This is a genomic window from Timonella senegalensis JC301 (assembly GCF_000312125.1).
Lineage (GTDB): Bacteria > Actinomycetota > Actinomycetes > Actinomycetales > Cellulomonadaceae > Timonella > Timonella senegalensis.
Genome location: NZ_HE978641.1, coordinates 762,562 through 786,142, shown reverse-complemented (window position 1 = coordinate 786,142; position 23,581 = coordinate 762,562). Strand labels below are relative to the sequence as shown.

Sequence of the window (23,581 nt, the reverse complement as noted above, 5' to 3'; positions counted from 1 at the left end):
CCTTCACATTTGGTCGGCTTCAATGTGCGGCTGGTGTGGTTGAGCTCGGGTGCGAATAGGGTGGGGGAATGGACCAACCACAGGATGTACTAGGGCTCTTTGCGCAGGCGTGGGCAGATCGGGACGCAGGTGCGCTGGCGGATCTCTTTGTGGAGGACGCCGAGTTTGTGAACGTGGTTGGGCTCTGGTGGCACAACCGTGCGGACATTCGGACGGCGCACGCCTACGGATTCGACGTGATCTTTGGGGAGTCACGCCTCAGCTTTGTTCAGGAGCGCTCGCGGATGATCGGCCATTCCGCCGCCGTGGTCCATGGGAAATGGATGATCACGGGGCAGGTGACCGCATCCGGCGAGGCAGCCGGCACAAGGTATGGGATCTTCACGTTCGTGCTCGAGCGCGGGGAAGGTGGCTGGAAGGTCGTGGCCGCCCACAACACGGACGTTATCAATGGTGCCGAGTCCATTGCTGTGATTGATGGAAGCTCCGTGCCGAGCGACTACCGTTAGCTCCTGGGAGGTGAGCGCTCGTGGCTGCTAGGGGGTGCGTGCAGGCGTTGACAAGGTGAGCACAACTAGCGCAAACCGGACTGTAACTTTCCTCGGAAAATAACATGTGGCGAACAATGATGGGGACAAGACCCCAAAACCGCTAAAAATCGCCGTAAATTCACGATTTCCATTGCTTTATATGTGGTGCACAAACTATTGTGTGACTGGAATGATCGGGTGAAGTCCCAATCCTCTTTATTTCGAGGCGGCTCAAGCGGTAGCGAGCAGCACTCGAGCCGCCACTACGAATCAAGGAGCGCACAGATGCGTCCCAACACAATTGCTCGCCGTGGAGCCGCCGCGGTTGCCGCTGGCGCTCTCGTCGCCGCAGGATCAGCAATTCCAGCCGCAGCTGAAAGTGACACCACCCTTGAGAAGGACGGTATCGCAATCACAAAGACCGCGGACCGTGCAACGGTGTCCAAGGTCGGTGACGTTGTCACCTACACCGTGACTGTTGAGCGTCCCGCTGGCAGCGAGGTTTCCGCGTTCCTCATCGAAGACGACATGTACGAAGTTGCTGACAACGTCAAGGCATTCGACCTCGACACTGTTACGTCAACGGGGGACTCCGAGATCGTAGCCACGGATTACACCGATGACTTCCTGAGCGTTGTTGGTCTGTTCGGTGAAAGCGACATCGTCACCATCAAGTACTCCGTGATTTACGCAGGTACTGGCAATGACTCGCTGGATAACGAGGTCTATGCCCTGGCTATCAACGTTGACCTCGACGCTCTTGACCTGGGTGAAGAAGAGCCTGCACCAGAAGAAACGCCTGGGACGGAACCAACTGAAGAGCCAACTGAAGAGCCAACCGAGCCTGCAGTTGACCCATCGGGCGAGCTAACTGAGGGTTCGACCGACGATGCAACCAACGAGCCAGAGGTGCCAGTTGAGTCCCCAGAGCCGGGAACCGAGGATGGTATTGACGTAACCACGCCTCCTGCAGAGACCACTGAAGGGGATGCAGGCGACCAGGTTGACGAGCCAGCTCCCTCCGAGACCGAGGATGCCACTCTGTTCCCCGGCGACGTAGATGCGATCGTGGGTAACGGTGCCGATGGTTCCGTAATTACTGCAACCAACGCATCCCTCGTTGTTGCAGAAACCGGTGCAGATACCTTCTCCGAAGAGAACGTTGAGGAGATCTCAGAGGAAGAGCTCATCAGTGAAATCGAGAACGCGCTTCTTGAAGCCTTGATGGATGGTGAAACTGAATGGCTTGAAGGCATCGAAGGGATCTCGATGGGTGAAGGCTTTGCTACCGCACAGGTCCTGGTCAAGAAGGCGCCTGTAACCTCCACGCCAGGTGGAGATGACGAGCTGGCTGCGACCGGTCTGTCGAATGGCCTGAAGAGCGCCGGAATCTTCGGTGCAGCCCTTGCGGGCCTCGGCGTGGTCCTGACGGGCGTGGCTCGCGCAGCGCGCCGCAACTCGGTACAGGGCTGAACAGCCTGAGCTGAATACAGCGTAAAGCGGCTGGGCCCGATTCCCCCACGGGAGTCGGGCCCAGCCGCTTTTGCGTGCGTTGAGTCGTGCTGTGCCGGGCTAGGCGGTGCGGCGCATCCTGCGGTACTCGGCCAGAACGGCAACCAAGCACACCGTGCACAAAGCGGTGACCAGGCTGAGCGAGACCGCGTAGGACATGACTGGGAGCAGCATGGCCAGGATGGTTGGGAGCAAGAATCCCACGTAGGTCAGCGAGTAGTAGATGCCGGTCAGTCCCGCTAGGTCGGACGGGGTGGCAATGCGCTGGACCTGGGCGAGCCCCGAGACCAGCGTGATGCCGTAGCCGGCGCCAAGAACCGCATCCACAAGAATCACAAAGACGGGGCTGGCAAGGATTACCGCTACAACCGCAAGCACAAGGCCTGTGACCAGCACAAACATTCCCACAGCGATGGCGCGTCCGCCGGTTGCCTGGTTGATGCGCGGGTAGAACGGCTGAACCGCGGCACCCACACCGAGGGTCAGGATGGTCAGGCCCGCCGCATAGATGGTGGTGTAGTCGCCCATTTGGGCTGCCACGCTCGACGGCATGATCGCGTAGGCCACCGCCGCAGCTCCAAACACCCAGGGGGCGGCGGGCATGATGAGGCGAGTGAACGTCCGGTGTCCCGCGGAGGGGACGCGCAGGTCCTGCCACCAGGAGGACGTGGTGCGGTTCTCTGGAGGAAGGGACTCAGGAGTCACTGCGAGCCAGAACAGCGCGACAACGCTGAGCGTGCCGTGGAGAACGTAGGGGAGTAGTGAGGGCATTGGAGCCCACTGGGCCAAGACTCCGGTGGCCACCGCCCCGATTCCAAAACCGAGGGTGAGCGTGAGCGATGGCCTGCGAGCACCGGCGGAAGCACCCGCGTGCACGTCATAGGGTGCTCCGGAGAGCTCCTTCATCCAGCTCGTTCCCACCGACATCGCGATTCCCACGCCGATGCCCGCAAGCATGCGCCCAACGCACAGCTCCCAGAACACCTGGAACCCCAGTGCCAGCAGCAGGCTTCCCGCCATGGCGAGGAACATGCCCGCAAACATGACGGGCTTACGCCCGTACTTGTCGGACAGTGCGGAGGCCACCAAAAGGCCAGGAATCAGGCCGGCCACGTAGGTGCCGAGCAGGAAGTTAGCCTGCCACACCTCGTAGTTTCCGAGGTCCTCATACAGGTGCAGGAGGGGAGTGAAATGGTTGCCACCCCACGCCAGAATGAACATCGCCGGAACGAGGCGCATCCAGTAGCGGGTCTGCTTGGGGTGCTTGGCGTTCTTGAGCGCGGCAAGCGCGGTCGAAGTCCCGGCGCCTGCGGCGCCGCCCGTCGCACCATCCACCGAGGTGAGGGGCGCTGGGGCGTGAGCAGAATCGTCGAGAATCAGGGGAGTGGCAGGGGAATTGTTGGGCTGTTGGGACGGCATTAAGCGAGGGTTTCCGTGGGGATGTGGGCGGCGAAGACGTGCGCGCGGGCCATGGCGGAGAAACCGTCGAAGTCCGAGGTGAGGAGGTAGTCCGCGAGTTGTTCGTGCTCCTTGTGGAACTTCTCAATGAGGTGAGGGTTGCGGATAACCGTTTGGTAGAGGATGCGGGCAAGGCGTGGGCCGAGGTCATCGAGGATCGTCATGACCACCTGGTTTCCGCCGCTCTGGATGATGCGGGAGTGGAATCGGTAATCGTCGGCGGCGAACGCGAGGACATCCTGGCTGGTCACGGATGCCTGCTGGCGATCCAAGAGAACTCGCAGGTCAGAGGCCAGTGATGGGTCGGACTCGCCCTGTGAGGCGGAGAGCTGCCGGGTGGCGTCGGACTCGAGCATGGAACGGACGGAGATGAGGTCCGCGATTTCCTTGTCGTCTGCGAGCGTGACTGTGGCGCCCTTCTTGGGGATCATGCGGACGAGGCCCCAGCGCTCGAGCTGGAGCATTGCCTCGCGGCCCGGGGTGCGTGAGGCGCCGGCCTCGCGGGCGATCTCGGCCTCGATGAGGAATGCGCCGGGCTCGTAACCGGGGGTGCGCTCGACGATGCGTCGTGCCACGTCAGAGGCGATTTTCTGCGCAACCGGCTGCGGTTCGGGGCGTTCCCACGGGAGGAAAACGGACTGGCTCATGTGACCAGCCTACACCTCATGCATGCATTAATGCATGCATGAGGTGTCTTGTTCTGATGAGCGATACGGGACAATAGGCAGAGGGCCGCGGGAAATGCTTGTTCGCGCGGTTGTTAGAACGATGAGCGCAAACTGAGCGCAGAGTGCAGCCGGAATCAGGGAGAGCATGAGCATCAACGAGTTCGACACCACCGGTCACAAGTGCGTAAAGATGCTGCTCAAGATACGTGCGCGGATGGCCGAGCTTCCTGCGGGGGAGCAGCTCGTGGTCATTTCCGACGACCCGACCTCCATCTACGACCTACCCGCCTGGTGCCACCTCATGCGCCATGAGTATGTGGGCTACGAATCCGACGGCTCGATCTACCGGCACACCCTCGCCGTCACTGCGGACTCGGCTCGAGTCACCGCGGGAAAGGTGTGGGCGCCGCCGGCGTGATCTGCCTTGTGCGGAAACTGATAACCGACGATTCTGGTGACCTCCCAGCCCCACCGCACCACCGCTGGTGTGAGCGCGGAGCTGGTAGGCGGCCAAGCCCCCGGTGAATCAAAAGGTTTCTGAGTAAAGCGAGATTGGACCAACGGCCCTTACGGGCCGCAGGCCCGCCACGTACCGTCAGTGGTAGAGGACAAAGCGGTTCTCAGGATTTGTACTTCGACATGCGAGGAGGCACAAAATGACACGGGTAAACGTGGTGACTGGTGGGGCGTCGGGAATTGGAAAGGCAACCGCGGAGATGCTGCGCGAACGCGGCGAGACGGTCTACACCGCCGACATTCACAACGCGGACATCGTGGCGGACCTGACCACCACCGAGGGTCGGGAGTTCTATGCCGCCGAAGTAGCTCGGCTGACCGGCGGCAAGCTGGACGCCGTGTACGCCATTGCCGGCCTGGCCACCCCGGTCCCAGCGACCGTGGGCGTGAACTACTTTGGCATGATCGCATCCGTGGAATCGGTGCGTGACCTGCTGCTTCAGTCCGATTCGCCGCGTGTGGTGATCACCTCGTCGGTGGCGAGCTACATGGGTCACGACGATGCCCTTTTGGACGCGATCTTGTCAGGCGATGAGGACAAGGCACTGGCTATGGCCGCGGAACTTGCCGCAGACCCTGCACGCGCCAACGCGATCTATGGCACGTCCAAGCACGCGGTCACCCGTTGGATCAGGGCAAACGCAGTCAAGCCCGAGTGGGCTGGAGCGGGCATCGCGATCAACGGCGTGGGCCCAGGCGTCATTCGCACACCGATGACCGAGGACATGCTCGCTGATCCGGACATGCTGAAATACCTGGAATCGACGATTCCGTCGCCATTCAACGGGCCTGCGGCCGAACCGGAGTGGATCGCCTCGGCGCTCGTGTTCCTCGGGTCCCCGGAGAACATGTTCATCACCGGTCAGGTGCTATTTGCCGACGGTGGCGCGGAAGCCGGAATTAGGCCTGAGCTGGTTTAGCTCCTGGCTCGTTTCCTAGTGCTGAGATCCTAGTTACAGCGGTGAGTTCCTAGATTGCATCTAGGAACTCACCGCCTGCGTTAGGATCTCGGCATTTTTGTGGTGCGTGCGTTGGGTACGTGGTTCTTGGAATGCGGATTGGAAAAATGATTCTCGACGATTGTGGTTACGGATTTACTCCGGCATTCGTTGGGATGAAAGCCGTATTAATGGTGTGCCACTGCTATCAGTACCAGTTAGCGGCAGCATCGTTCGAGACCTGCAACGAGGGTTCTTTACTGACCCGCTAGATGAATATGGGGGTGTCTTACTCACCGCATTGCTCGGGGAATTCACCAAAAACTCGCATTCGAGGATCTAGACGATGAGGAGCTTCAAAATCACCTAGCCGTTGGCAGTCCCGCGGATACTCTGTGGAAGGCAATTACCAAGATATCTCCAACCAGAAACTGAGAAATGGGCCAAACCCGCACGTCGAAACTACTGGCCGCGAAGCGGCCTCACTTGATCTCAATTCAAGACTCTGTTGTAGAGAAGGCATTTGGTAAATCAGGTTCCGCTGACCCTGGACCGATATGCGTGATCTCTTCAAAGAGAATCCAGAGCTTGTAAAGAAGCTTAAAGAAGTTTCCAAAGCAGCAGGGAAGGATGTCTCTGCAATCCGTGCACTCGACGTCATTCTTTGGATGGAACTGCCTGCAGTGAACCGTGAGGAAGACATTTAGTTCGAATTTTGATTCACTTTCGGTAGATTCGGCGCTAGCGCATGTTGCGTTGGCGCCGATACCGTCACTACAGCGGATGCTGGGGTGGGGCTGGAAGGTGACCATGATCGTCGAGAATCAATTGGTCTTGTCTCTGTAACGTCTCTGTAGGTCTCACCGTATACAGTGACGCAAACAGTGAGGTTCAGGGTCTTCTGGCCATATGCAGGATCGGGTAGGGGAAGCCGAAGCCGTCCACGTCATTGCGGTGCGTGATTGCGAATCCGTGGCGCTCGTGGAACTTGCGGGCGTCGGGGTTTTGCTCGTTGACCTCGAGTTTTAGGTCTGGATACCGGTCGAGTGCCTCGCCAAGCAGCGCCCTTCCGACGCCTTGGCCGCGTGAGTCGGCGTGCACGAAGAGCATCCCTAGGCTGCTGGGCGTTGTTGCCGAGTAGCCCACGAGATGGCCGTCCACATGGGCGCCGGTCAGCTCGAGGTTTGGGAAGTATCCAGGGAGCGAATCCTCAAAATAGGCGTAGTGCTCTGGCGCCAGAAAATGGTGGGTCGCGGTGACAGCGGACCCCCAAATCTCGATTAGGCGCGTGTACGTCTCCGCACCCAGTGCGCTAATGAGTGTCAAGGCCATGCTTCAACGGTAGGCGAGGGGTGGTGGGGTTTGCATGTTCACTCACTAGTGCACCGGCCTGTCGCGCTGCCAAGGCACTCCATGCGACACCCGTATGAGTGGAGTACCGGTCCTCTCACTGAGCCTGGAAAGCTTTAGGTGATTCCACTTGACCCAGCAACATCGATAGAGTGCGAGTCATGAACACTAGCTCCCCTGTTCTCAGGGAGATTTACGACCGGATAAAGCACGAACCTCACTCGGCGGTTGAGTTGGTTCCAAGCGGAATCCTCATGTCGAGGTGGCATGGTGACGTGCTCAGCCCAACTCCTAGCCCCAAGGGGACAACCTTCGCGGACCGACAAGTGCGGAGTCAGAGTTAAGGCGAAGCGGGATTCCTAGAGTTGCTGTTTAATGCTCAGTGACTCTTCGGCCCGGCGTCAGTTTAAGAACCCTTCGTTCCCTCTCCTGAACATCAGGTGTACTTGCAAGAGAGAAATGGGTTTGGAATGAACAATAGGGTAGGGCTCTAGAAGAATGCACCTATGAAAGAGCTCAGCACGAAGGAACTGATTCCTCTATCGTTCGATCCGAACTTGGGCGATGACTTCGCCGTACTCGGTCTCCCCGATGGGCTCGAAACCGACAGCACGGAAGAATGGCTCCGGTCCGGTTTCGCCGGTCTCGTACATGACATTCACGTAATCGAATCCTCGGCGATGGGCCTCATCAAGAAGATGATGTATCGCGAACCGCCCAATTCCTCGGGCCTGATCTTCGGCTTCAACGTTGATCCGCCAAAGCACCGAGCGAAACTCCTCGCGCACCGCTCCCGGATCGAAGCTCGCGCTAATGAACGCGACTACTCGATCATTTTCGAGTACGACACGCTGCCAAAAGGTTCTGGGGTCGGCCACAGCGCTCGCGAGCCCGTAACTAACGGGGGCTAGGAACTCTTCTTGCCCTTCTTTGAGGAGCATCTTGTTGACTGCGACTATCGTTGTGGGAGAAAGCTCCTCGATCTGTAGGTTCGTCATCGTTCCTCCAAGCCAGGATCATCTATAGGCACGGGCCTTTGCTGATCAATCCAATCAGCCTCGTTCACGGAGGTCGGAACGGATTCAAGGTGATCGAACGCATCGTCCGTGTCATCTAGGTCTATCGGAGTTAGTTGATCCAAGCGATCAGTTTCCGGTCGGTCGTACTGATCGACTCTTTTCTGTGTCATCAGGGTCCCCTTCTTTCGTTTCGTAACTGTTCATTTTCGTCTTGCAGGTCGAGCACCATGGCGATACCGGCGAGGTTTAGCCCATCTCGAAGCAGCACGATCACCCTGTCAATACGATCAAGGTCTTTTTTGCTGTACCTGCGTGTACCACCGGCGGTCCGGGCTGGATCAACAAGCCCACGGTTTTCGTACATGCGAAGCGTCTGGACACCGATACCCAGAAGTTCCGCCGCAACAGATATCCCGTATACCGGCTGACTGTACTGATTTTCGTTCTCATCGTTCACTGCTCTCCACCCACTTGCATCGATTTATTCACCATGCTATAAAAAATCTACATCGGTTGCCATAGATTTTATGGTAACCGCAAGAACAGGCGAAAGGAGAGAACCATGTATCTACGCACCGACCCGTTCCGTGATTTCGACCGTCTTGCTCAGCGGGTATTTGGTGGGCCGGGAACGTCCGAGCAGCCCACTGTGATGCCGATGGATGCGTGGCGCAAGGACGATACCTTCTACGTCGAGTTCGACCTGCCTGGTGTCCCGGAGGAGAACATCGAGCTTGATGTGGAACGTAACGTCGTCACGATCAAAGCAGAACGACCAGCATTGGATGACGGCGTCGAGCGCCTGGCGTCAGAGCGGCCGCGAGGGTTCTTCACCCGGCAACTCGTGCTCGGAGATAACCTCGACACGGAACGTATCGAGGCGAACCTTGATGGTGGCGTGTTGAGGCTCGTCATCCCAGTCGCTGAGTCTGCCAAGCCCCGCAAGATCGAGGTAGGCAAGGGCGGATCGCGAAAGGCAATTGAGTCGTAGCGTCGAAAGACCACGGATCGACGACAGCAAAGCTCGAGGTCGCGCAACTTCCCTGCTCTTGCTTGAGTGACCTTGCACTCAAGCAAGAGCAGGCATGGAGTTGTGGTGTCGGAAAGACTCATGCCTGGAATACACGGTAGCGATGCAAAGCAAACGAGTAGAACGGAGGAAAGACACATGGCATTGCCCGTACTTCGATCAAATGACGCTGTAGGCCGTTGGAACCCGTTTTGGGAGTTTGCGAGTCTGTAGTCGCAAATGGGGCAGCTGGTGAACTCTCCCTTCGGGCAGTTCAATGAGACCGTCATCGGATGGTCGCCACTGGCTGACCTCTCCGAAACAGAGGACACCTACTCAATCGACATCGACCTTCCAGGGGTCAATCAGGAAGACATCGACATTCAACTCCACGGCAGCCTCTTCACAGTCTCAGGTGAACTGAAGCAGAAGGAACGCAAAGGCTTGCTGCGCCATCGCACACGTCGCGTTGGCCAATTCCACTATCAGGTCCAGCTCCCTGACAAGGTGGATGGTGACAAGGTGGAAGCCGAACTGAACGACGGCGTGCTGAGTGTCACCATTCCCAAGAGCGAAACATCAAAACCGAAACGCATCACCATCAAGGGCTCATAAGCCTTTTAGGTAATTCCCCGCCTCTGGACCGCTCTGGGGCGGGGTTTTGCCTATTTTCATGTCTTGCTCGATCGAGATCGAGTACCGCGACAGTAAAAGCCCACCTAGCAATACACTGACTCCAACGAGCCGTAGCGCCCATCATTGTTGACGCATTGCCTTAACCGAGTTTCCCCTGATAACCGTCTGTTATTCGCACCCAAACTGGGTAAGCAAGGGGGCTGAATTAGTAATAGATGCCGGCTAGGTCTATCTCGTGGGGGTTATGGTCAGTACCCCCTTCCAAACTCACGCTGCAATTCTGTGCCTAGCTTTGTGGATGGCTTGGATGAGGAGAGCTACTGGTGACCGTGCTCGGGTTTTCTTTTGCACAGGCGCTCACGCAACGTGCTTGATCTCGATAGGTTTCACACCTCGGCGGACCAGGTCGAACTGAGGAGCGAGGATAGGCTGGGTGCCAGCCACACTCGTCGGAAATCAGGGGGAACACGTGAGTGACGAACAAGTCGTCATGTTCACCACCATTGCAGGGCTAGTGATCTTTGGGATCACGCTGATTCTGGTGGGGCGGATGGGTGCGAGCGGCAGCCTGCAGCGCAACAACGCGGTTGGTTTGCGCACCGAGTGGAGCATGACCAGCGACGAGGCGTGGCGGATCACGCATCAGGTCAGCGCACCCGGCACGATCGGTGCCGGAATGGTTGCGCTCGCGGCGATTCCGGTGGGCCTGGCGGCTGATTGGCTGACCTCGTGGAGCGGCGAGCTGGTGTGGCTTGGCGCGCTGACGGTGGGGTACGGGCTTGCCGCTGTGTTGCTGGTACGCGGCTATCGCGCGGCCAGGCGGGCGGTGGCTGCGCTCGAGGCCTGAGATGGCTCGCTGTTAGTACGAATGTGTCTAGTTCCTGACCCGCTCGCATCCCGCTCCCCGTCTCTCATTCTTGCCGAGATCTATGGTGGGGGTTCGCTTCTCGACACCGCAAACCTGCCCCGACCCGGCCCTGGCCCCGATACCGCAAACCGGCACCGAACTGAACCGCGGTGTCTCATTAGGCGAAACGCAAAGAACTCGCTCTAGTTAAGCGCGTGACGTTTCTGTTAGTCTCACAATCACACCAAGACAATCTCAGTGTTCGGTCATGTTTACCCGCTCAAACCGGACGCGAGAGCAACGTAAGTCGGCGGCGCGAGGGCGCGAATCGTCGAAAATCAGTACGCAAACAACACGACACGCAACGTGCAGAAGCGCGCCGAAGGTGCGCGATGGGGGAACCGCAATGAAGCTCAAGACTCTTCGTGCGATCGCGCTCACCGGCGCAATCGCACTCACCGCAGCCTGTTCGCCAGGAACCGACGGCGCAAAGGGCGCCGAAGGCGGCGACAAGCCGGCCGAATCGGCGCCGGCGGACAGCGAAACTGGCGCTGACAACGGCGGCGAAGACAACGCTAATGAAGGCGCTGCCTCGGGCCGCGAGGCCCCTGAGGAGTGCGCGTCCCTGACGCTCGCCACGGGCGAGACCTACAACGGTAAGGATCTGGCGTATTGCGTCACCGCGGCGTTCACCAGCTACGGCTCGGGAATGATGGATATGTCCGGGGACGAACTCCAGGGCACGGTGCAGTACACGTACACCCCGGACTACTCGTTCTCGGTTGAGGGCGAGGCCAACGGCTCTGCGGTCAAACTCGTTTACAACGACGAAGGTATCTGGGCTGACCACGGCAACGGTTGGATCAAGGGTGACACTGAGTCGGATGACTACGAGGTGCAGATGCTCGGAATGGTCGCCGAGGTGTACAAGGCCTACGCAAATCCGGCCGTTACGGCTGCAATGATTGCTGGAGCCGACACGTGGACCGCGGACGCCAAGACCGAGGTGCGCACCACTCCGGCGGGCGACAAGATCGAGACGATTAGGATCGCGAACTCTGAGCCATTCACCTGGAACGAGATCGAAGTCAAGGAGTTCGTTCTCTGGTACGGCGAGGGCTGGGTTCCGGTGAGCTCCGAGGCGACTTCAGGTCTACCAGGGTTCCCTGCGGCAACTGTGGGCCAGGAATTCTATGAGCTCGGCTCGGACATTACGATTGAGTCGCCTCAGTAGTTCCCCCGTAGCTTCCCGGTCGGCCTATTGATAAACGATAGGTTTCGAGCGATACTCGATGCATGAAGGCTGCTCTTGCTGCACTGTTCGTGTCGCTCTTTCTCCTGCTCCTTGGCTCGCTGCTGGGTCAGTTCATGGTGCCCTGGTTTGCCGCCGATGTGGCCGATGGCGCGCCTAAGGTGGCACACCTGGTGTGGCCATACTCGATCGCAGGGATTGCCGGGATCCTGTGTTTCCAAGTTGCCGTGGTGGCGGTGTGGAAACTCGCGAGTATGGCCGTTGCTGGCACGGTGTTCACCGAGGCAGCGCTGCGGCCCGCCACCGTGTTCATCTGGGCATGCGTGGTGGCCACAGCGCTGTGCGTGAGCGTGTGGATCCACCTCCTCGTGGTGGTCGGGACGGGTGGGCCCGGCGCGTTGATCTTCCTGACGGGTGCGGTCCTAGTGAGTGCCACGGGCGCCCTGCTCATGATCGTGCTCCGCGGGCTCTTGCGGGCAGCCACCTCGGATCGCCTCGAGTTGGAGTCTGTGGTGTGAGGAGTTGGGGCGGCGGCGAGATCGGGCTGGGGACTGCGAGATGCCCGGTCCGCTGGGATATCTCGCAATCCCCGGGCTAACTCGAGGGTTTAGTGCCGGCGGGCGGGCGTTTGAGCTCCGACCGGTGGGCAAGGATGGGCTGGGCGGGCGCGAATGCCCGGTACTCGCTGACCTGGTGCGCGAAGCGCAACCCGATACCTGACGATCTTGGCCATCACTTGATGTTTGGCTGGGTGCCAGCCAAGATCGTCGAGAATTCTCTATGCGGCAAGAAGAACCTGAGCGGCCCTGCGCGCTTGGATCGCGACATCCGGCCGTCCTGAAATTCCGGCAGTCACCATGGCGCCCTCGGCGAGAAGGAAGATCGCATCGGCAGTTTCTTGGGAAGCGCCAGCCTGGCCTGCGAGGTCGGTGATGAGACTCTTAAGGCGATTCTTGTGGTCGCGTACAGCCTGGGTGACTCCCGGAGAAACTGCCCCGAGTTCACCGAAAGCATTTATCCAGGCGCAGCCCCTGTGGCCTTCCCTGCTGAGCCATGATTCGAGCCAGTCAAATACTGCGAGCAGTTGATCTGACGGATCCTCCTCATGTCCGATGTGTTGCTCCAGTGATGCAATCCAGCGTTTGTCCCGGTGCTGCAGCATCGCAACTGCGATCTGGTCTTTCCCTTGGAAAAGAGAATAGATCCGCTTTAAGGGCAGGCCAGAAGCCTCGCGGAGTGCGTCCATGCCAACCGTCTGATACCCGCGCTCATAGAAGAGTTGTTCCGCTGCGTCGAGCAGTTGGATTCGATCATTGTTGCTATCCACGGTTAGTTAGCCTGTTCCACGTAGTTGCATTGAGAACGAACGTTCTCTAGAGTATCAAATCGAATAGAGAACGATCGTTCTCTGCGATGGGAGTACACCTCAAATGCTCGATTTGAAACTTGTTCTGGAAACGAAAGCGCCGCCAAGGATTGCTGGGGCAGACCTTTTTTCAGCTACATTGACCGCAACTGCTGCGCTTGTGTCACTGGTGGGGATCGGGGTGCTCTCAGGACATGTGCTCCTTATTCCACCCATGGCGGCGAGCGTTGCGCTTATCGCAGGAGCGCCGACTCTGCCGCTCGCCCAGCCAAGGAACGTCATTGGTGGACAGTTGATTTCTGCCTGTGTTGGAGTTGCTGTTGGCAGCATCAGTCACTCACCATGGGCGGCAGCAGTTGCTGGAGGTCTGGCGCTTGGCGCGATGCTCCTCACTCGTACCTCTCACTCGCCTGCGGCTGCTACGGCGGTCATCGGCGCTACGACGACAACTGGGCTCTTGTCGTTCGTCATGTGCGCCGGAATTGCTGCAATGATCCTCGTAGTGTTCGGGTTGATCCGTGGAAGCAGAGGGAGCGCTCCATATCCCACCTACTGGTGGTGAAGGGCCGCCAACATGGTGAAGTGACCGCAGTGACGATCTTGGTGTTCTGGTGAGGTGAGGCCGGAGACTGTAATGGGTCCGGTGCCTATGATGGGTCGAGGAGCAGCAACAGGCAGGAGCACCCATGGCGCAGCACACGGATCTTGGGCTGACGGACATCAGCGCCTCGCGCGGTGAAGACCTGTGCGTTGCGCGAGTGCCGATCTTCCAGGATTTGCCGCGCTCGCAGCAGGAAGACATCGCGCGAGTGGCCTGCCCGGCGCACTTTGCCGCTGGGGAACTCGTGTCTGGACCGGCGCAGAGCGCCCCGACTCTCCTCGTGGTTCACACTGGCGCCGCTAAGGTCTCGCGTACCGACGCGGACGGACACGAACAGGTGCTTCGCGTGCTGCGGCCTGGACAGTTCACGGGCGAGACCTCGCTGATCAGTGGGCAGCCCGCCGACCACCTCATCACCGCGCTCGAACCCACGCGCATGTGCACTTTCCGGTACGCAGACTTCCGCGAGGTCATCGAACGACACCCCAGCATCGCGCTCAAAATGCTGCAATCCGTCACCGAACGGCTCACGCAAACTGAGCGGAGGCTGGCCTCGGCAATCTCGAGTGACGTGAGCGCGCGCCTCGCGGGCTACCTCCTTTCGCTGCCAAGTACACCCGGCCCCAACGGCCCCGAGGTCAGACTGCCCATGGCCAAGAAAGACGTGGCATCGCTGCTCGACACCACGCCCGAATCGCTGAGCAGGCAGCTACGCAGCCTGCGCGACTCGGGGGTCGTGGTGCCTGGCTCGGGCCGAAACCTCGTTATCCGGGACGTCGACGTCCTGCTCGAGCTCTCGCCCGCCGGAAGCGACACGGAGCGGTAGGCGCCATTGGGTGTGCGAAGCACACCCCGATTCCCGACGATCATGGTGGGCTCCCAGCGATGGGCTGGGTGGTGAGCATGATCGTCGAAAATAAGGTTGCAAGCCAAGGGCGAGCGCAGGGCGGGCCGATGCCCACTGCGAGGATGAGACCGCAGGTGGCGGTGATGTTGGCGGACTTGATCTGGGTCAAGGCGACGGCGGCCGCGGGTTCGTAATGTCGAAGGCGTAGGGAAAACCAGCCGGTTCTCCCAACGCTACGACTCCGAAGGGAACCAAGATCATGACTACCCAGACCCCCACCACCCGCACCACGACCCTGCGCGCAGAGGGCTTCTCCTGCCCATCGTGCGTGGCAAAGATCGAGTCCAAGCTGGACACCCTGCCCGGCGTGCAGTCGAGCGAGGTCAAGTTCTCGTCCGGCAGGATCATCGTGCAACACGACCCAGAGTTGGTCTCCGTGCGCGAACTTGCCGAGACGGTGACCAAGCTCGGATACCCGGCCAAGCCGTCAGCGGTCTGAGGACGTAACCTCGATCGTCGTGAACTGGGGTTGGGTGGGGCAGCCGTAGCCGGTGCCAGGCGGGTGCCGGCCCTTCCAGTCGGCCCACCCGCCCGGTGCCAGCCGGCCCTTCCAGCCGCCCCACTCACCCGCTCGCAAACTGACCCACCCACCCACATCACCGCCCCGCCCAAGAACTAGGAGAGGACAATGAACACCTTAAGGACCTGGGGTCCTATCGGATTAGCGGGATTGCTTATCGCGATCTCGTTCGCGGCGGACACGCCGTGGCTGATGATCGTGGCCGCGGCCATTACGGGGTGGCCGATCGCGGTGTCGGCGTTCGAGGCACTCAAGGTCAAGATGGTTTCGATTGACCTGCTCGTGGTGGTGGCCGCTGTGGGCGCGATGATCATTGCGAACTATTGGGAGGCCGCAGCGGTGACCTTCCTGTTTGCGCTGGGCAAGGCGCTTGAGAGGGCGACGCTGTCTCGGACGCGCGCCGCACTGTCTGAACTCGTTGCGGCCGCGCCGGATCAGGCCACCGTCTTGCGGGATGGTGAGCCGGTCATGGTAGAGACGTGGGAGCTGGAGCCCGGTGACGTCGTGCTAGTGCGCAACGGTGAGCAAATCCCCGTGGACGGCCGCGTTATTACTGGTCAGGGCGGTGTTGATGAAGCCACGATCACGGGCGAGTCCATGCCCGCGGAGAAGCATGACGGCAGCCAGGTCTTTGCTGGAACGTGGTTGCGTTCCGGATTGCTGCGCGTGGAGGCCGAGCGGATTGGTGCTGATTCCACGCTCGCCACGATCATCCACCGGGTCGAGGAGGCCCAGGATGACAAGGCAAAGACTCAGACGTTCATGGAGAAATTCTCCAAGTACTACACCCCGGGGATCATCGTGGGGGCTCTGCTTGCGGGGCTCATCACTCGTGACCTAGAACTTGCCTTGACCCTCCTAGTGATCGGTTGCCCGGGTGCTCTGGTCATCTCAATCCCCGTGTCGATCGTGGCGGGAATCGGGCGCAGCGCCAAGGATGGCATCCTCATCAAGGGTGGCGAGTATCTCGAGTCCGCCGCCCGTGTGGACACCTTGGTTGTGGACAAGACGGGTACTCTGACCTCGGGAAACCCTGTGTTGACTGACGTCTTGCCGCTAGCTGCGGGATGGGATGAGCGCGAGATCGTCCGGTTTGCAGCCAGCGCCGAGACCGGTTCCGAGCACCCTCTGGCCGAGGCGATCATCGCCGGGGCCGCCGACCGGGGTGTCGATATCATCCACGTGGATCACGCAGACCCCGTGACCGGAAAGGGCATTCGCGCCGTGGTTTCGGGGCAAATGGTCGCGGTAGGTACGGCCGACCTAATGGACGATTCCCCGGACCCTGCGCCATTGCTCGCACTCAACGAGCGCGGCCGGACCGCCATGTTTGTGGGCGTCGATGGGCGCACAGTGGGTGTGGTCGGCGTGGCCGACACCGTGCGCCCGGAGGCCAAGCGTGCGGTTGCGGCGCTGGCCGCGCGCGGCATCGAGGTTGTTATGGCCACCGGAGATGCCAAGCGAGTCGCCGCGAACGTCGGCGCCGAACTTGGCATCACGCAGGTCCGCGCCGAACTCCTTCCCGAGGACAAACTCGAGTTGGTCCGCGAGCTCCAGTCCCAGGGGCGTACCGTGGCCATGCTCGGCGACGGCGTCAACGACACCCCGGCCCTCGCGCTCGCGGACGTCGGCGTTGCGATGGGGGCTGCGGGCTCGCCCGCCGCGATCGAAACCGCCGACATCGCCCTCATGGCAGATCGTCTCGACCGCCTCCCACACGCACTGGACCTCGCCCGGCGAACCGTCCGCACAATGCGCGTGAACATCACGATTGCGCTGGTCACGGTGGCTTTGTTGGTCGCCGGAGTGTTCGCAGGCGGCGTCACGATGGCCTTGGGAATGCTCGTTCACGAGGCCTCGGTCCTCGTGGTCATCGCCATCGCCATGCTGCTCCTGCGCCCTACCTACCGCGAGGAGCCGCTAGTCCGCCCGGCCGAAAGCCGGGTCGAAACAGCGGATCCAGATCCCGCGCTCGCGTAGCAAAGGATGCGTTGGATGGTTGGCTCAGGTGGGGCACCGGCATTCGCCGGTGCCCCACGTTTCACTGCCCCGATTCCCGACGATCTTGGTCCCCTCCCAGCACCGCCGCATGTTTCACGTGGAACAGGGGGTGCGTGGGTTTTCTGGTGCAGTCGCTATATGATCGAACGGATGATTATTGATCCGTTCGATGCCCGGAACTCGGGAACTGATGAGAATGGAAGAGACGTGACATCCAGGTTCACGGACGCCGAAGTGAAGCGTTCCGCAGTGGCGTGGTGGGAACTTCGACGTCTTTGGTCTAGAAACACGGCCGAGATCACGGTCAGAGTCCCTTTGGAAATCCAGGAACGTGCCGATGATGTGCAGATGGATCTAGACGAACTATCAACCCTGGACGCTTTGGCAACTGCGATCTACAGCGAATGCCAAGACGCCGAAGAAGCGTGGTATTTCATCGACTACTTCAGGGTCGGGTTTGCAGACAATACGCATCCAATTAACTACAAGGGCCTCAGCGCAGCGATTAGAAGGAGCGGATTCTTTGCTGATCCGCGAGTAAGCAAAGCGTGGCTAGAGGTGGAACAGCTTGCGAGTTCAACTGACTGGACACCACCCGCATGCCCAAGGGTTTGATCGGCTGGTAATGGACCGAATTGCTATACCCATGACATCGAACGAGTGAATGAACCCCGGCCGAGAAGGCTAAGCATCGAGGCGCTTGCCGGATACCATTGCGTCAGCCACGGAGTACCCGAGAGAGTCATAGAACTGAAGAACAGCAGTGTTATCGCCACGCACCATGAGTTGGGTCTTCACACAACCCAACGCCTTGAGGCTTGCCTCGGCCTCAGAAACCAGGGCTTTCCCTATACCCTTGCTCTGCCATGATGCTGACACGGCAACGTAGTACAGCCAGCCACGGTGCCCGTCGTATCCGCTCATGACTGTGCCGATGACGGTGTCCTGATCATCCACTGCAACGATGAAGTGCCTTGGCTAGTTCTTATGGGCCTGAGCAATGTCATCGTGAGGATCGTTCCAAGGTCGGGTCAGACCAACCTCCTGCCACAGCGCAATGACAGCCTCGACATCCTCGGGCGCATATTCACGCAGTGCGTATGTCATGCATAAACCGTGCCCACTGGTCTGTGACGGGGAAAGTGAACACGCCCAACCCGTTAGACTTCCTCGGTTAGCTCAGCGATCACTGCCATAGCCTCCGCGAATTGCCCCTCGTCATGCCACACCGGCAACCTAAGGAAACTGCGGTGGCCTGCATGAGGTGAAAACGATGGTCCCGGAGTGAGTCGGATCCCGCGGGCAAGGGCCCTCTGTGACAACGAGATCGCATCCTCTCCTGTGTCCACCCACAGTCCTGACCCACCCGCTGGTAGCCACCATGACCAGTTGGGGAGTAGGGCGCTCAACGTCGTGCTCATCGTCCTGAACTGAGCAGACAGATGTTCTCGCCGGGCGTCACGCTGCGCTTCCATGCTGGGCAGCAGGAGAAGCGCGGCCATCTGATCGAGAACCGAGTTAGACAGATCAATACCTCGCCGAAGATCAGTTAGCCGGGAAATGATGGCCTTAGGCCCGCGAATCCAGCCCACCCGGATGCCACCCCAAAACAATTTGGAAAACGTCCCCACTACCAGCAACCTTGCCGGGTCCATGTGCCGTTCGAGGCCATGCAGACGCTGCGACCGGGTCCAAGCCAAGTCCGCAGATGACTGATCGTCAACCACTAGCGCGCGGGAATCGTCGAAAATACGTGCGACTTGTGCGCGGCGCACAGATGACGTATGAATGCCCGTGGGATTGTGCAGCGCTGGCTGCAGATACACCAGATCAGCTGCCTTGGCGGCGCTGGCCAACAACCCTATGTCGATACCTGACGGTCCGAACGGGACACCGCGCGTGTGCGCGCCTGTTCCAGCAAAGGCCTCAAGCGCCCCTCGATATGTTGGATCCTCGACCACCACGAGACTGCCCGGCTCAGTCAGAGCCGTGGCAATCAGCCACACCGCCTGTTGAGATCCGGCAGTGATCAAAATGTTTTCCGACGATGTTGCTAGTCCCTGCTCCGTGACCAGTGCCGCTATCTCCGCGCGTAAGGCGGGCAAGCCCGCCGGATAGTATCCGGCTTCATCGAGGTAGTGTTCATGGAGTTGGCGGCTCATTTCCGGCATGATTCGAGAGAGAAACTCGGTTCCGGGTAGAGCTCCGGAAGATAGGTCGGCCACGATGCGGGGACTGTGCTCGTCAAAGGACGTGAGCCTCCCATCCCCGCCCTGCCCGATAGTTTTGAGGGCACGTACATAGGTTCCAGAACCCTGGCGGGCAGTCAGATGTCCGGAAGAGATCAGCGAACCATACGTACTGGAAACAGTTCCTCGGGCGATTCCTAATGCGTCTGCTAACTCGCGCTGACCGGGCATTTTCTGCCCTGCAGGCAGCCGCGCGCCCTCAATGAGTGCGGCCAACGACAATCGCAACGCCTCCGCGGGAGTTGCGGCTTCCGCCTGCCAATTTCCCAACAGTCGAGCTATCCGATCCGACCGTGACTGTGCCATCTGAATCCCCAATTGGTCCACTTTTCCCTAACTGGACCATACAGGGGTGATGGTGGGCGCGCAGACTTGCAGTAAGCACTTCCTAAAACGGAACTCGAAGAGGAGGAACGATGGCGATCGTCGCACTGATCGGAACCATGGACACCAAGGGCGAGGAATATGCGTGGCTCCAAGAAAAGCTTGAAGCTCACGGTGTCCTTACCACTCGTATCGATGTAGGCCCTATGTCCACAGCAGAAGCCGACTACACGCCTGACGCGGTGGCAGAAGCAGCCGGAGCTGATCTAAACCAACTCATTGCGGCCAACGACCGCGGCGCGGCCATGCAAACCATGGCAGAAGGAGCGGCCCGCGTCGTGACCTCGCTCTACGAGCAGGGCCAACTCAATGGCGCGCTCGCAGTGGGAGGGTCAGGCGGCTCTTCGGTGGCCGCCTTCGCAATGCAGGCGCTGCCCGTTGGTGTCCCAAAACTCCTGGTTTCAACAATGGCATCGGGAGATGTCGCACCCTACGTGGGCGAGTCAGACATCACCCTGATGTACTCGGTTGTAGACGTAGCTGGAATCAACTCTGTGTCCGAGCAAGTGTTCGGTAATGCAGTGGCAGCGACCGCAGCGATGGCCACCGCGCACGAAGCCCGAAGCACCGCGCCGGCTGGAGATCACAAGCCACTCATCGGGCTCTCAATGTTTGGGCTCACCACGCCGGCCGTAGACGAAGCCCGTAAGGAACTGCTTGAACTCGGCTACGAACCCCTCGTGTTCCACGCCACCGGCTCTGGCGGACGGGCCATGGAAAAACTCGCTGGAGACGGGGCGCTCGCAGGCACCCTTGACCTAACAACCACTGAACTAGCTGACGACCTAGTAGGCGGAGTCCTCAGCGCAGGACCGCACCGCCTCGAAGCCGCAGGCAAGGCTGGCATTCCCCAGGTGGTTTCACTCGGGGCACTCGACATGGTCAACTTTGGACCGCGAGAGCTGGTCCCCGGCATGTTCGACGACCGCACCTTTGTTGTCCACAACGCCACAGTCACACTCATGCGTACAACCCCGGAAGAGAACTCAGAACTCGGAAAACGCATCGCAGCCAAACTCGCTGCGGCCACGGGACCCACCACTCTCATCATCCCGCTGCACGGCCTTAGTGGAATCGACATCGAAGGTGCACCATTCCATGATGTCGATGCCGACCAGGCATTGTTCACCGCGGTCAAGGACGGCCTAAAAGGCTCCGCTGTGGAAATCATTGAAGTTGACTCCGACATCAACGCACCAGGCCTCGGCCGCGACGCAGCCCAACGACTCCACGCGATGATCAGCGAACAGTAACCACAATCGTCGAAAATCAATGAACTCTGCGGCGCAACCGCACACCCAGATAAGGACTAAGGAGAACACAATGGATCGGACAATAGCCCTAGAAAGGCTGAAAGCAACAGTCGCAGCGGGGCACCCCATCATCGGAGGTGGTGCTGGAACTGGCATCTCAGCAAAGTCCGCTGAAGCAGGCGGAATCGACCTCATCATCATCTACAACTCCGGTCGATACCGCATGGCAGGGCGCGGCTCGCTCGCAGGTCTACTCGCCTACGGTGACGCCAACGCAATCGTCATGGACATGGCGAACGAAGTCCTGCCTATCGTCAAAGACACTCCGGTACTTGCGGGAGTCAACGGAACTGACCCATTCCGCGTCATGGGCAGATTCTTGGACGACATCAAGGCTGCAGGTTTTGCAGGCGTTCAGAACTTCCCAACCGTGGGTCTCATTGACGGTACCTTCCGTGCCAACCTCGAAGAAACCGGGATGGGATTCGACCTTGAAGTAGACATGGTCCGACTCGCCCACGAACGCGATCTGCTGACCAGCCCATACGTGTTCGACGTGGACCAAGCCCGCGCCATGGCAGAAGCCGGAGCGGACATCCTTGTGCCACACATGGGGCTGACGACCAAGGGCACTATCGGAGCCTCTACGGCCCTCACTCTCGAACAATCCGTGGAACGCGTCCAAGCAATGCGTGACGCTGCCGTCGAGGTGAACCCGGACATCCTCGTGCTCTGCCACGGTGGACCAATCGCAGAACCGGAAGACGCCCAGTTCGTGCTGGACCACACCGAGGGTGTAGTCGGATTCTTCGGAGCCAGTTCGATTGAACGTCTCCCTACCGAGGTGGGCATTCGCCAGCAGACCGAGAAGTTCAAGAACATCACGTTTTAGTGCGTGACAACGCTGAAACATAAGCAACAGAGCGAGGTTCAATGAAGACCTCGCAGAACGGAACACATCATGACCGTATTTACCAAGCAAGAAGAACTACAGACAGAAACCTTTGAATGGGGCTCAATCAAGTGGGGTGTCACACCAGACACTTTCCCCGGAGCGCCACTCACCGCGGGAGAAGTCGTCATCAACCCTACAAAGGGTCACGCCATCCACACCCACCCCGATTCAGACGAGGTGCTGTACATCATCGAAGGTTCGGGAGTCCAAACCGTTGGTGACTCTGGCGAGTTCGAAGTTTCCGCGGGCGATACCATCTACATCCCACGCGGAACCGAGCACTCCACGTTCAATACGGGCTGGCGGCAAATGCGTATCCTCGCGATCTACACCCCTGGCGGCTCGGAGCAGGGACTACGAGAGGCACCAGACTATGTGGCTGTCCCTGCAGGTCAGGCTCCAGTTTGGGAACGCGCATAGCAGCTGCGCTTAGCTGCTCCCGGTACGAAAAGTTGGGTGCTGTTCACACGCGTGAACGGCACCCAACTGTGCTTTTAGGCAGGAACCGGTAAGGGGTAGGTTTGCAGGAAAATGCAAGTTTGTGAAAGTGGTATCTTGCGGCCTTAAGCCCGGCTCAGCTCGACTCGGCCCGGCCGGGCGGTGGGCTTGCTTGGTTGCGCTAGTTCGGGTCGTTGTCGCGAGCGTCAATACGTCCGCCGAACTCGACTTCGGTGTCCTCGTCAGACTTGAACGAGTCGATGTCGTCGAGGTGGCCAGCGGCGCCCTTGGTGAGCAAATCCCAGGTGAGGGACACGGCCAAGCCCAAGAAAATGCCGAGCGGAAGTCCCGCGAGCCACGAATGGTCAGTCGCGAAAGCACCAACAACACCAAGCACGGCGCCAATCAGCGTCCAGATGGCGTATCGGATGTACCAGGGCTTCTTCACGGCTTTACCTTTCACACGATGCGTGCAGCCTCGTGCACGCCACAGCCAGCATAGGCCAAACCCGTGGGACGCCGCGTCCTCGCTAGGTCACAGCCTCTCCACCGCATTCACTCTTCCGCGAGATTGCACTTGGGGGCTCGAGATTGCCCGGCCGCCGGGCAATCTCGAACCCCCAAGTGCAATCTCGGCACGTGGAGGAGGTCGTAACAAGGGAGGGGCGTAACAAGGAGGGGTACGCGGAGCGAACGGGCCGCAAGAGGGCGCAAAGCGCCCGAAACGTTCACGGATCCTCCGTTAGTTCTGGGAGAAAAACGCCCACTGGGCAGGCGATAGTTAGATACCCGAACAGTCACAACGAGTTGGCTGGGTGCGGCGCGATGGGCTGTTCGGGTGAGGCGAGTTGTGTAGGTGCGGAGCGGTGACATTGCGGTCGCTCTGCCGGCCCGACTCGTTCAGCCGGCCCGACTCGTTCAGCCCACGCACATAGTTCGAAGTACCAAACGCCCACCATCGAACTCCCGCGACACAGCGCCAAAGCCCCCTCACCCCAACCAAGGACCTCAATGCCCTTTACCGTGAGCCACATCGCCGCGATCCTCCCGTACAAGGCGCCGGGGATCCCGCCACTCCCGTTCGCGGCGCTCGCGGTGGGCAGTATGGCGCCTGACCTCGTGTTCTATATCCCGCCGCTCATGCAGCTGGGCGTGCGCACGCACTTCATGCC

At 59.8% G+C, this 23,581-nt stretch carries 30 protein-coding genes; 20 read left to right on the top strand and 10 right to left on the bottom strand.

The features are described from left to right. The first annotated feature begins 68 nt into the window (after nt 1–68). Nucleotides 69–509 (top strand): SgcJ/EcaC family oxidoreductase, encoded by a 441-nt coding sequence (locus tag HGSM_RS03350; protein ID WP_019147329.1) that lies wholly within the window; start codon nt 69–71, stop codon nt 507–509. 306 nt (nt 510–815) lie between these two features. After that, the gene (locus HGSM_RS03345) at nt 816–2,003 is read left to right on the top strand and encodes a DUF7927 domain-containing protein (RefSeq protein ID WP_019147328.1); all 1,188 of its coding nucleotides are present in this window, start codon (nt 816–818) and stop codon (nt 2,001–2,003) included. A 99-nt stretch (nt 2,004–2,102) separates the two neighbouring features. Here HGSM_RS03345 and HGSM_RS03340 read toward each other — a convergent pair whose 3' ends face one another. Together HGSM_RS03340 and HGSM_RS03335 are read right to left on the bottom strand one after the other, a co-directional pair. After that, complete coding sequence (locus tag HGSM_RS03340) at nt 2,103–3,461, bottom strand: MFS transporter (protein ID WP_019147327.1); 1,359 nt, start codon at nt 3,459–3,461, stop codon at nt 2,103–2,105. Further along, the gene (locus HGSM_RS03335) at nt 3,461–4,147 is read right to left on the bottom strand and encodes a GntR family transcriptional regulator (protein WP_019147326.1); all 687 of its coding nucleotides are present in this window, start codon (nt 4,145–4,147) and stop codon (nt 3,461–3,463) included. The genes HGSM_RS03340 and HGSM_RS03335 overlap by 1 nt, the downstream gene beginning before the upstream one ends. Nucleotides 4,148–4,313: 166 nt before the next feature. Between HGSM_RS03335 and HGSM_RS03330 the strand changes: the two genes are divergently transcribed. From HGSM_RS03330 to HGSM_RS14330, 4 genes are all read left to right on the top strand, one after another. After that, nucleotides 4,314–4,586, top strand: a complete 273-nt coding sequence (locus HGSM_RS03330) for a sulfurtransferase TusA family protein (protein WP_019147325.1) — start codon at nt 4,314–4,316, stop codon at nt 4,584–4,586. A 238-nt stretch (nt 4,587–4,824) separates the two neighbouring features. After that, nucleotides 4,825–5,604, top strand: a complete 780-nt coding sequence (locus tag HGSM_RS03325) for an SDR family oxidoreductase (protein ID WP_019147324.1) — start codon at nt 4,825–4,827, stop codon at nt 5,602–5,604. Between the two features lie 456 nt (nt 5,605–6,060). Then, on the top strand, nt 6,061–6,216 hold the full coding sequence (locus HGSM_RS15055) for a DUF6308 family protein (protein WP_407635103.1): 156 nt from the start codon (nt 6,061–6,063) through the stop codon (nt 6,214–6,216). Then, nucleotides 6,180–6,329 (top strand): hypothetical protein, encoded by a 150-nt coding sequence (locus tag HGSM_RS14330; protein ID WP_019147323.1) that lies wholly within the window; start codon nt 6,180–6,182, stop codon nt 6,327–6,329. The genes HGSM_RS15055 and HGSM_RS14330 overlap by 37 nt, the downstream gene beginning before the upstream one ends. Before the next feature lie 184 nt (nt 6,330–6,513). On the opposite strand, the gene HGSM_RS03320 is transcribed toward HGSM_RS14330, so the two are convergent. From HGSM_RS03320 to HGSM_RS03305, 3 genes are all read right to left on the bottom strand, one after another. Continuing rightward, the gene (locus HGSM_RS03320) at nt 6,514–6,954 is read right to left on the bottom strand and encodes a GNAT family N-acetyltransferase (protein ID WP_019147322.1); all 441 of its coding nucleotides are present in this window, start codon (nt 6,952–6,954) and stop codon (nt 6,514–6,516) included. A gap of 557 nt (nt 6,955–7,511) precedes the next feature. Further along, nucleotides 7,512–7,970 carry a GNAT family N-acetyltransferase gene (locus HGSM_RS03315; protein WP_019147321.1) on the bottom strand — a complete coding sequence of 153 codons (459 nt, stop codon included), beginning with the start codon at nt 7,968–7,970 and terminating at the stop codon, nt 7,512–7,514. A gap of 190 nt (nt 7,971–8,160) precedes the next feature. Continuing rightward, complete coding sequence (locus tag HGSM_RS03305) at nt 8,161–8,448, bottom strand: MerR family transcriptional regulator (protein ID WP_019147319.1); 288 nt, start codon at nt 8,446–8,448, stop codon at nt 8,161–8,163. Nucleotides 8,449–8,553: 105 nt separating this feature from the next. On the opposite strand from HGSM_RS03305, the gene HGSM_RS03300 reads away from it, so the two are divergent. The 5 genes from HGSM_RS03300 to HGSM_RS03280 all read left to right on the top strand — a co-directional run bounded on the left by HGSM_RS03300 (nt 8,554) and on the right by HGSM_RS03280 (nt 12,253). Beyond that, nucleotides 8,554–8,982 carry an Hsp20/alpha crystallin family protein gene (locus HGSM_RS03300; RefSeq protein WP_019147318.1) on the top strand — a complete coding sequence of 143 codons (429 nt, stop codon included), beginning with the start codon at nt 8,554–8,556 and terminating at the stop codon, nt 8,980–8,982. 258 nt (nt 8,983–9,240) lie between these two features. Beyond that, a complete protein-coding gene (locus tag HGSM_RS03295) occupies nt 9,241–9,615 on the top strand; it encodes an Hsp20/alpha crystallin family protein (RefSeq protein ID WP_019147317.1) in 375 nt (124 codons plus the stop codon). 490 nt (nt 9,616–10,105) lie between these two features. Further along, entirely contained in the window at nt 10,106–10,483 is a 378-nt protein-coding gene (locus HGSM_RS13575; protein ID WP_154646228.1) for an SdpI family protein, read from the top strand. A gap of 406 nt (nt 10,484–10,889) precedes the next feature. Beyond that, nucleotides 10,890–11,717, top strand: coding sequence for a hypothetical protein (locus HGSM_RS03285; RefSeq protein ID WP_019147315.1), 828 nt, complete (start codon nt 10,890–10,892; stop codon nt 11,715–11,717). Between the two features lie 62 nt (nt 11,718–11,779). Continuing rightward, complete coding sequence (locus tag HGSM_RS03280) at nt 11,780–12,253, top strand: DUF2975 domain-containing protein (RefSeq protein ID WP_019147314.1); 474 nt, start codon at nt 11,780–11,782, stop codon at nt 12,251–12,253. 260 nt (nt 12,254–12,513) lie between these two features. Here the strand turns inward: HGSM_RS03280 and HGSM_RS03275 are convergent, their stop codons facing one another. Continuing rightward, nucleotides 12,514–13,062, bottom strand: a complete 549-nt coding sequence (locus HGSM_RS03275; RefSeq protein ID WP_019147313.1) for a TetR/AcrR family transcriptional regulator — start codon at nt 13,060–13,062, stop codon at nt 12,514–12,516. Nucleotides 13,063–13,165: 103 nt separating this feature from the next. On the opposite strand from HGSM_RS03275, the gene HGSM_RS03270 reads away from it, so the two are divergent. From HGSM_RS03270 to HGSM_RS03250, 5 genes are all read left to right on the top strand, one after another. Further along, entirely contained in the window at nt 13,166–13,663 is a 498-nt protein-coding gene (locus tag HGSM_RS03270) for an HPP family protein (RefSeq protein ID WP_040594271.1), read from the top strand. Between the two features lie 124 nt (nt 13,664–13,787). After that, the gene (locus tag HGSM_RS03265; protein WP_019147311.1) at nt 13,788–14,528 is read left to right on the top strand and encodes a Crp/Fnr family transcriptional regulator; all 741 of its coding nucleotides are present in this window, start codon (nt 13,788–13,790) and stop codon (nt 14,526–14,528) included. Between the two features lie 280 nt (nt 14,529–14,808). After that, a complete protein-coding gene (locus HGSM_RS03260; protein WP_019147309.1) occupies nt 14,809–15,048 on the top strand; it encodes a heavy-metal-associated domain-containing protein in 240 nt (79 codons plus the stop codon). A gap of 189 nt (nt 15,049–15,237) precedes the next feature. Further along, complete coding sequence (locus HGSM_RS03255; RefSeq protein ID WP_040594269.1) at nt 15,238–17,109, top strand: heavy metal translocating P-type ATPase; 1,872 nt, start codon at nt 15,238–15,240, stop codon at nt 17,107–17,109. A gap of 159 nt (nt 17,110–17,268) precedes the next feature. Beyond that, nucleotides 17,269–17,745, top strand: coding sequence for a hypothetical protein (locus tag HGSM_RS03250; RefSeq protein ID WP_019147307.1), 477 nt, complete (start codon nt 17,269–17,271; stop codon nt 17,743–17,745). Between the two features lie 69 nt (nt 17,746–17,814). Here HGSM_RS03250 and HGSM_RS14765 read toward each other — a convergent pair whose 3' ends face one another. Genes HGSM_RS14765 through HGSM_RS03240 form a run of 3 tightly spaced genes read right to left on the bottom strand, consistent with a single transcriptional unit; the run spans nt 17,815 to nt 19,649 of the window. Beyond that, nucleotides 17,815–18,096, bottom strand: a complete 282-nt coding sequence (locus HGSM_RS14765; protein WP_268257794.1) for a GNAT family N-acetyltransferase — start codon at nt 18,094–18,096, stop codon at nt 17,815–17,817. Between the two features lie 12 nt (nt 18,097–18,108). After that, nucleotides 18,109–18,237, bottom strand: coding sequence for a GNAT family N-acetyltransferase (locus HGSM_RS14930; RefSeq protein WP_268257791.1), 129 nt, complete (start codon nt 18,235–18,237; stop codon nt 18,109–18,111). Nucleotides 18,238–18,290: 53 nt separating this feature from the next. Continuing rightward, a complete protein-coding gene (locus HGSM_RS03240) occupies nt 18,291–19,649 on the bottom strand; it encodes an aminotransferase-like domain-containing protein (protein WP_195891332.1) in 1,359 nt (452 codons plus the stop codon). Between the two features lie 146 nt (nt 19,650–19,795). On the opposite strand from HGSM_RS03240, the gene HGSM_RS03235 reads away from it, so the two are divergent. The 3 genes from HGSM_RS03235 to HGSM_RS03225 all read left to right on the top strand — a co-directional run bounded on the left by HGSM_RS03235 (nt 19,796) and on the right by HGSM_RS03225 (nt 22,391). Continuing rightward, nucleotides 19,796–21,016 carry a Tm-1-like ATP-binding domain-containing protein gene (locus HGSM_RS03235; RefSeq protein ID WP_019147304.1) on the top strand — a complete coding sequence of 407 codons (1,221 nt, stop codon included), beginning with the start codon at nt 19,796–19,798 and terminating at the stop codon, nt 21,014–21,016. Between the two features lie 70 nt (nt 21,017–21,086). After that, nucleotides 21,087–21,908: a phosphoenolpyruvate hydrolase family protein gene (locus HGSM_RS03230; RefSeq protein WP_019147303.1), complete on the top strand. Its 822-nt coding sequence runs from the start codon at nt 21,087–21,089 to the stop codon at nt 21,906–21,908. 69 nt (nt 21,909–21,977) lie between these two features. Further along, nucleotides 21,978–22,391 (top strand): cupin domain-containing protein, encoded by a 414-nt coding sequence (locus HGSM_RS03225; protein ID WP_019147302.1) that lies wholly within the window; start codon nt 21,978–21,980, stop codon nt 22,389–22,391. Between the two features lie 199 nt (nt 22,392–22,590). On the opposite strand, the gene HGSM_RS03220 is transcribed toward HGSM_RS03225, so the two are convergent. After that, nucleotides 22,591–22,857 (bottom strand): hypothetical protein, encoded by a 267-nt coding sequence (locus HGSM_RS03220; RefSeq protein ID WP_019147301.1) that lies wholly within the window; start codon nt 22,855–22,857, stop codon nt 22,591–22,593. Nucleotides 22,858–23,420: 563 nt separating this feature from the next. Between HGSM_RS03220 and HGSM_RS15050 the strand changes: the two genes are divergently transcribed. Then, nucleotides 23,421–23,581, top strand: a 161-nt coding sequence (locus tag HGSM_RS15050; protein WP_019147300.1) for a DUF4184 family protein, incomplete at its 3' end; no start/stop codon positions are given.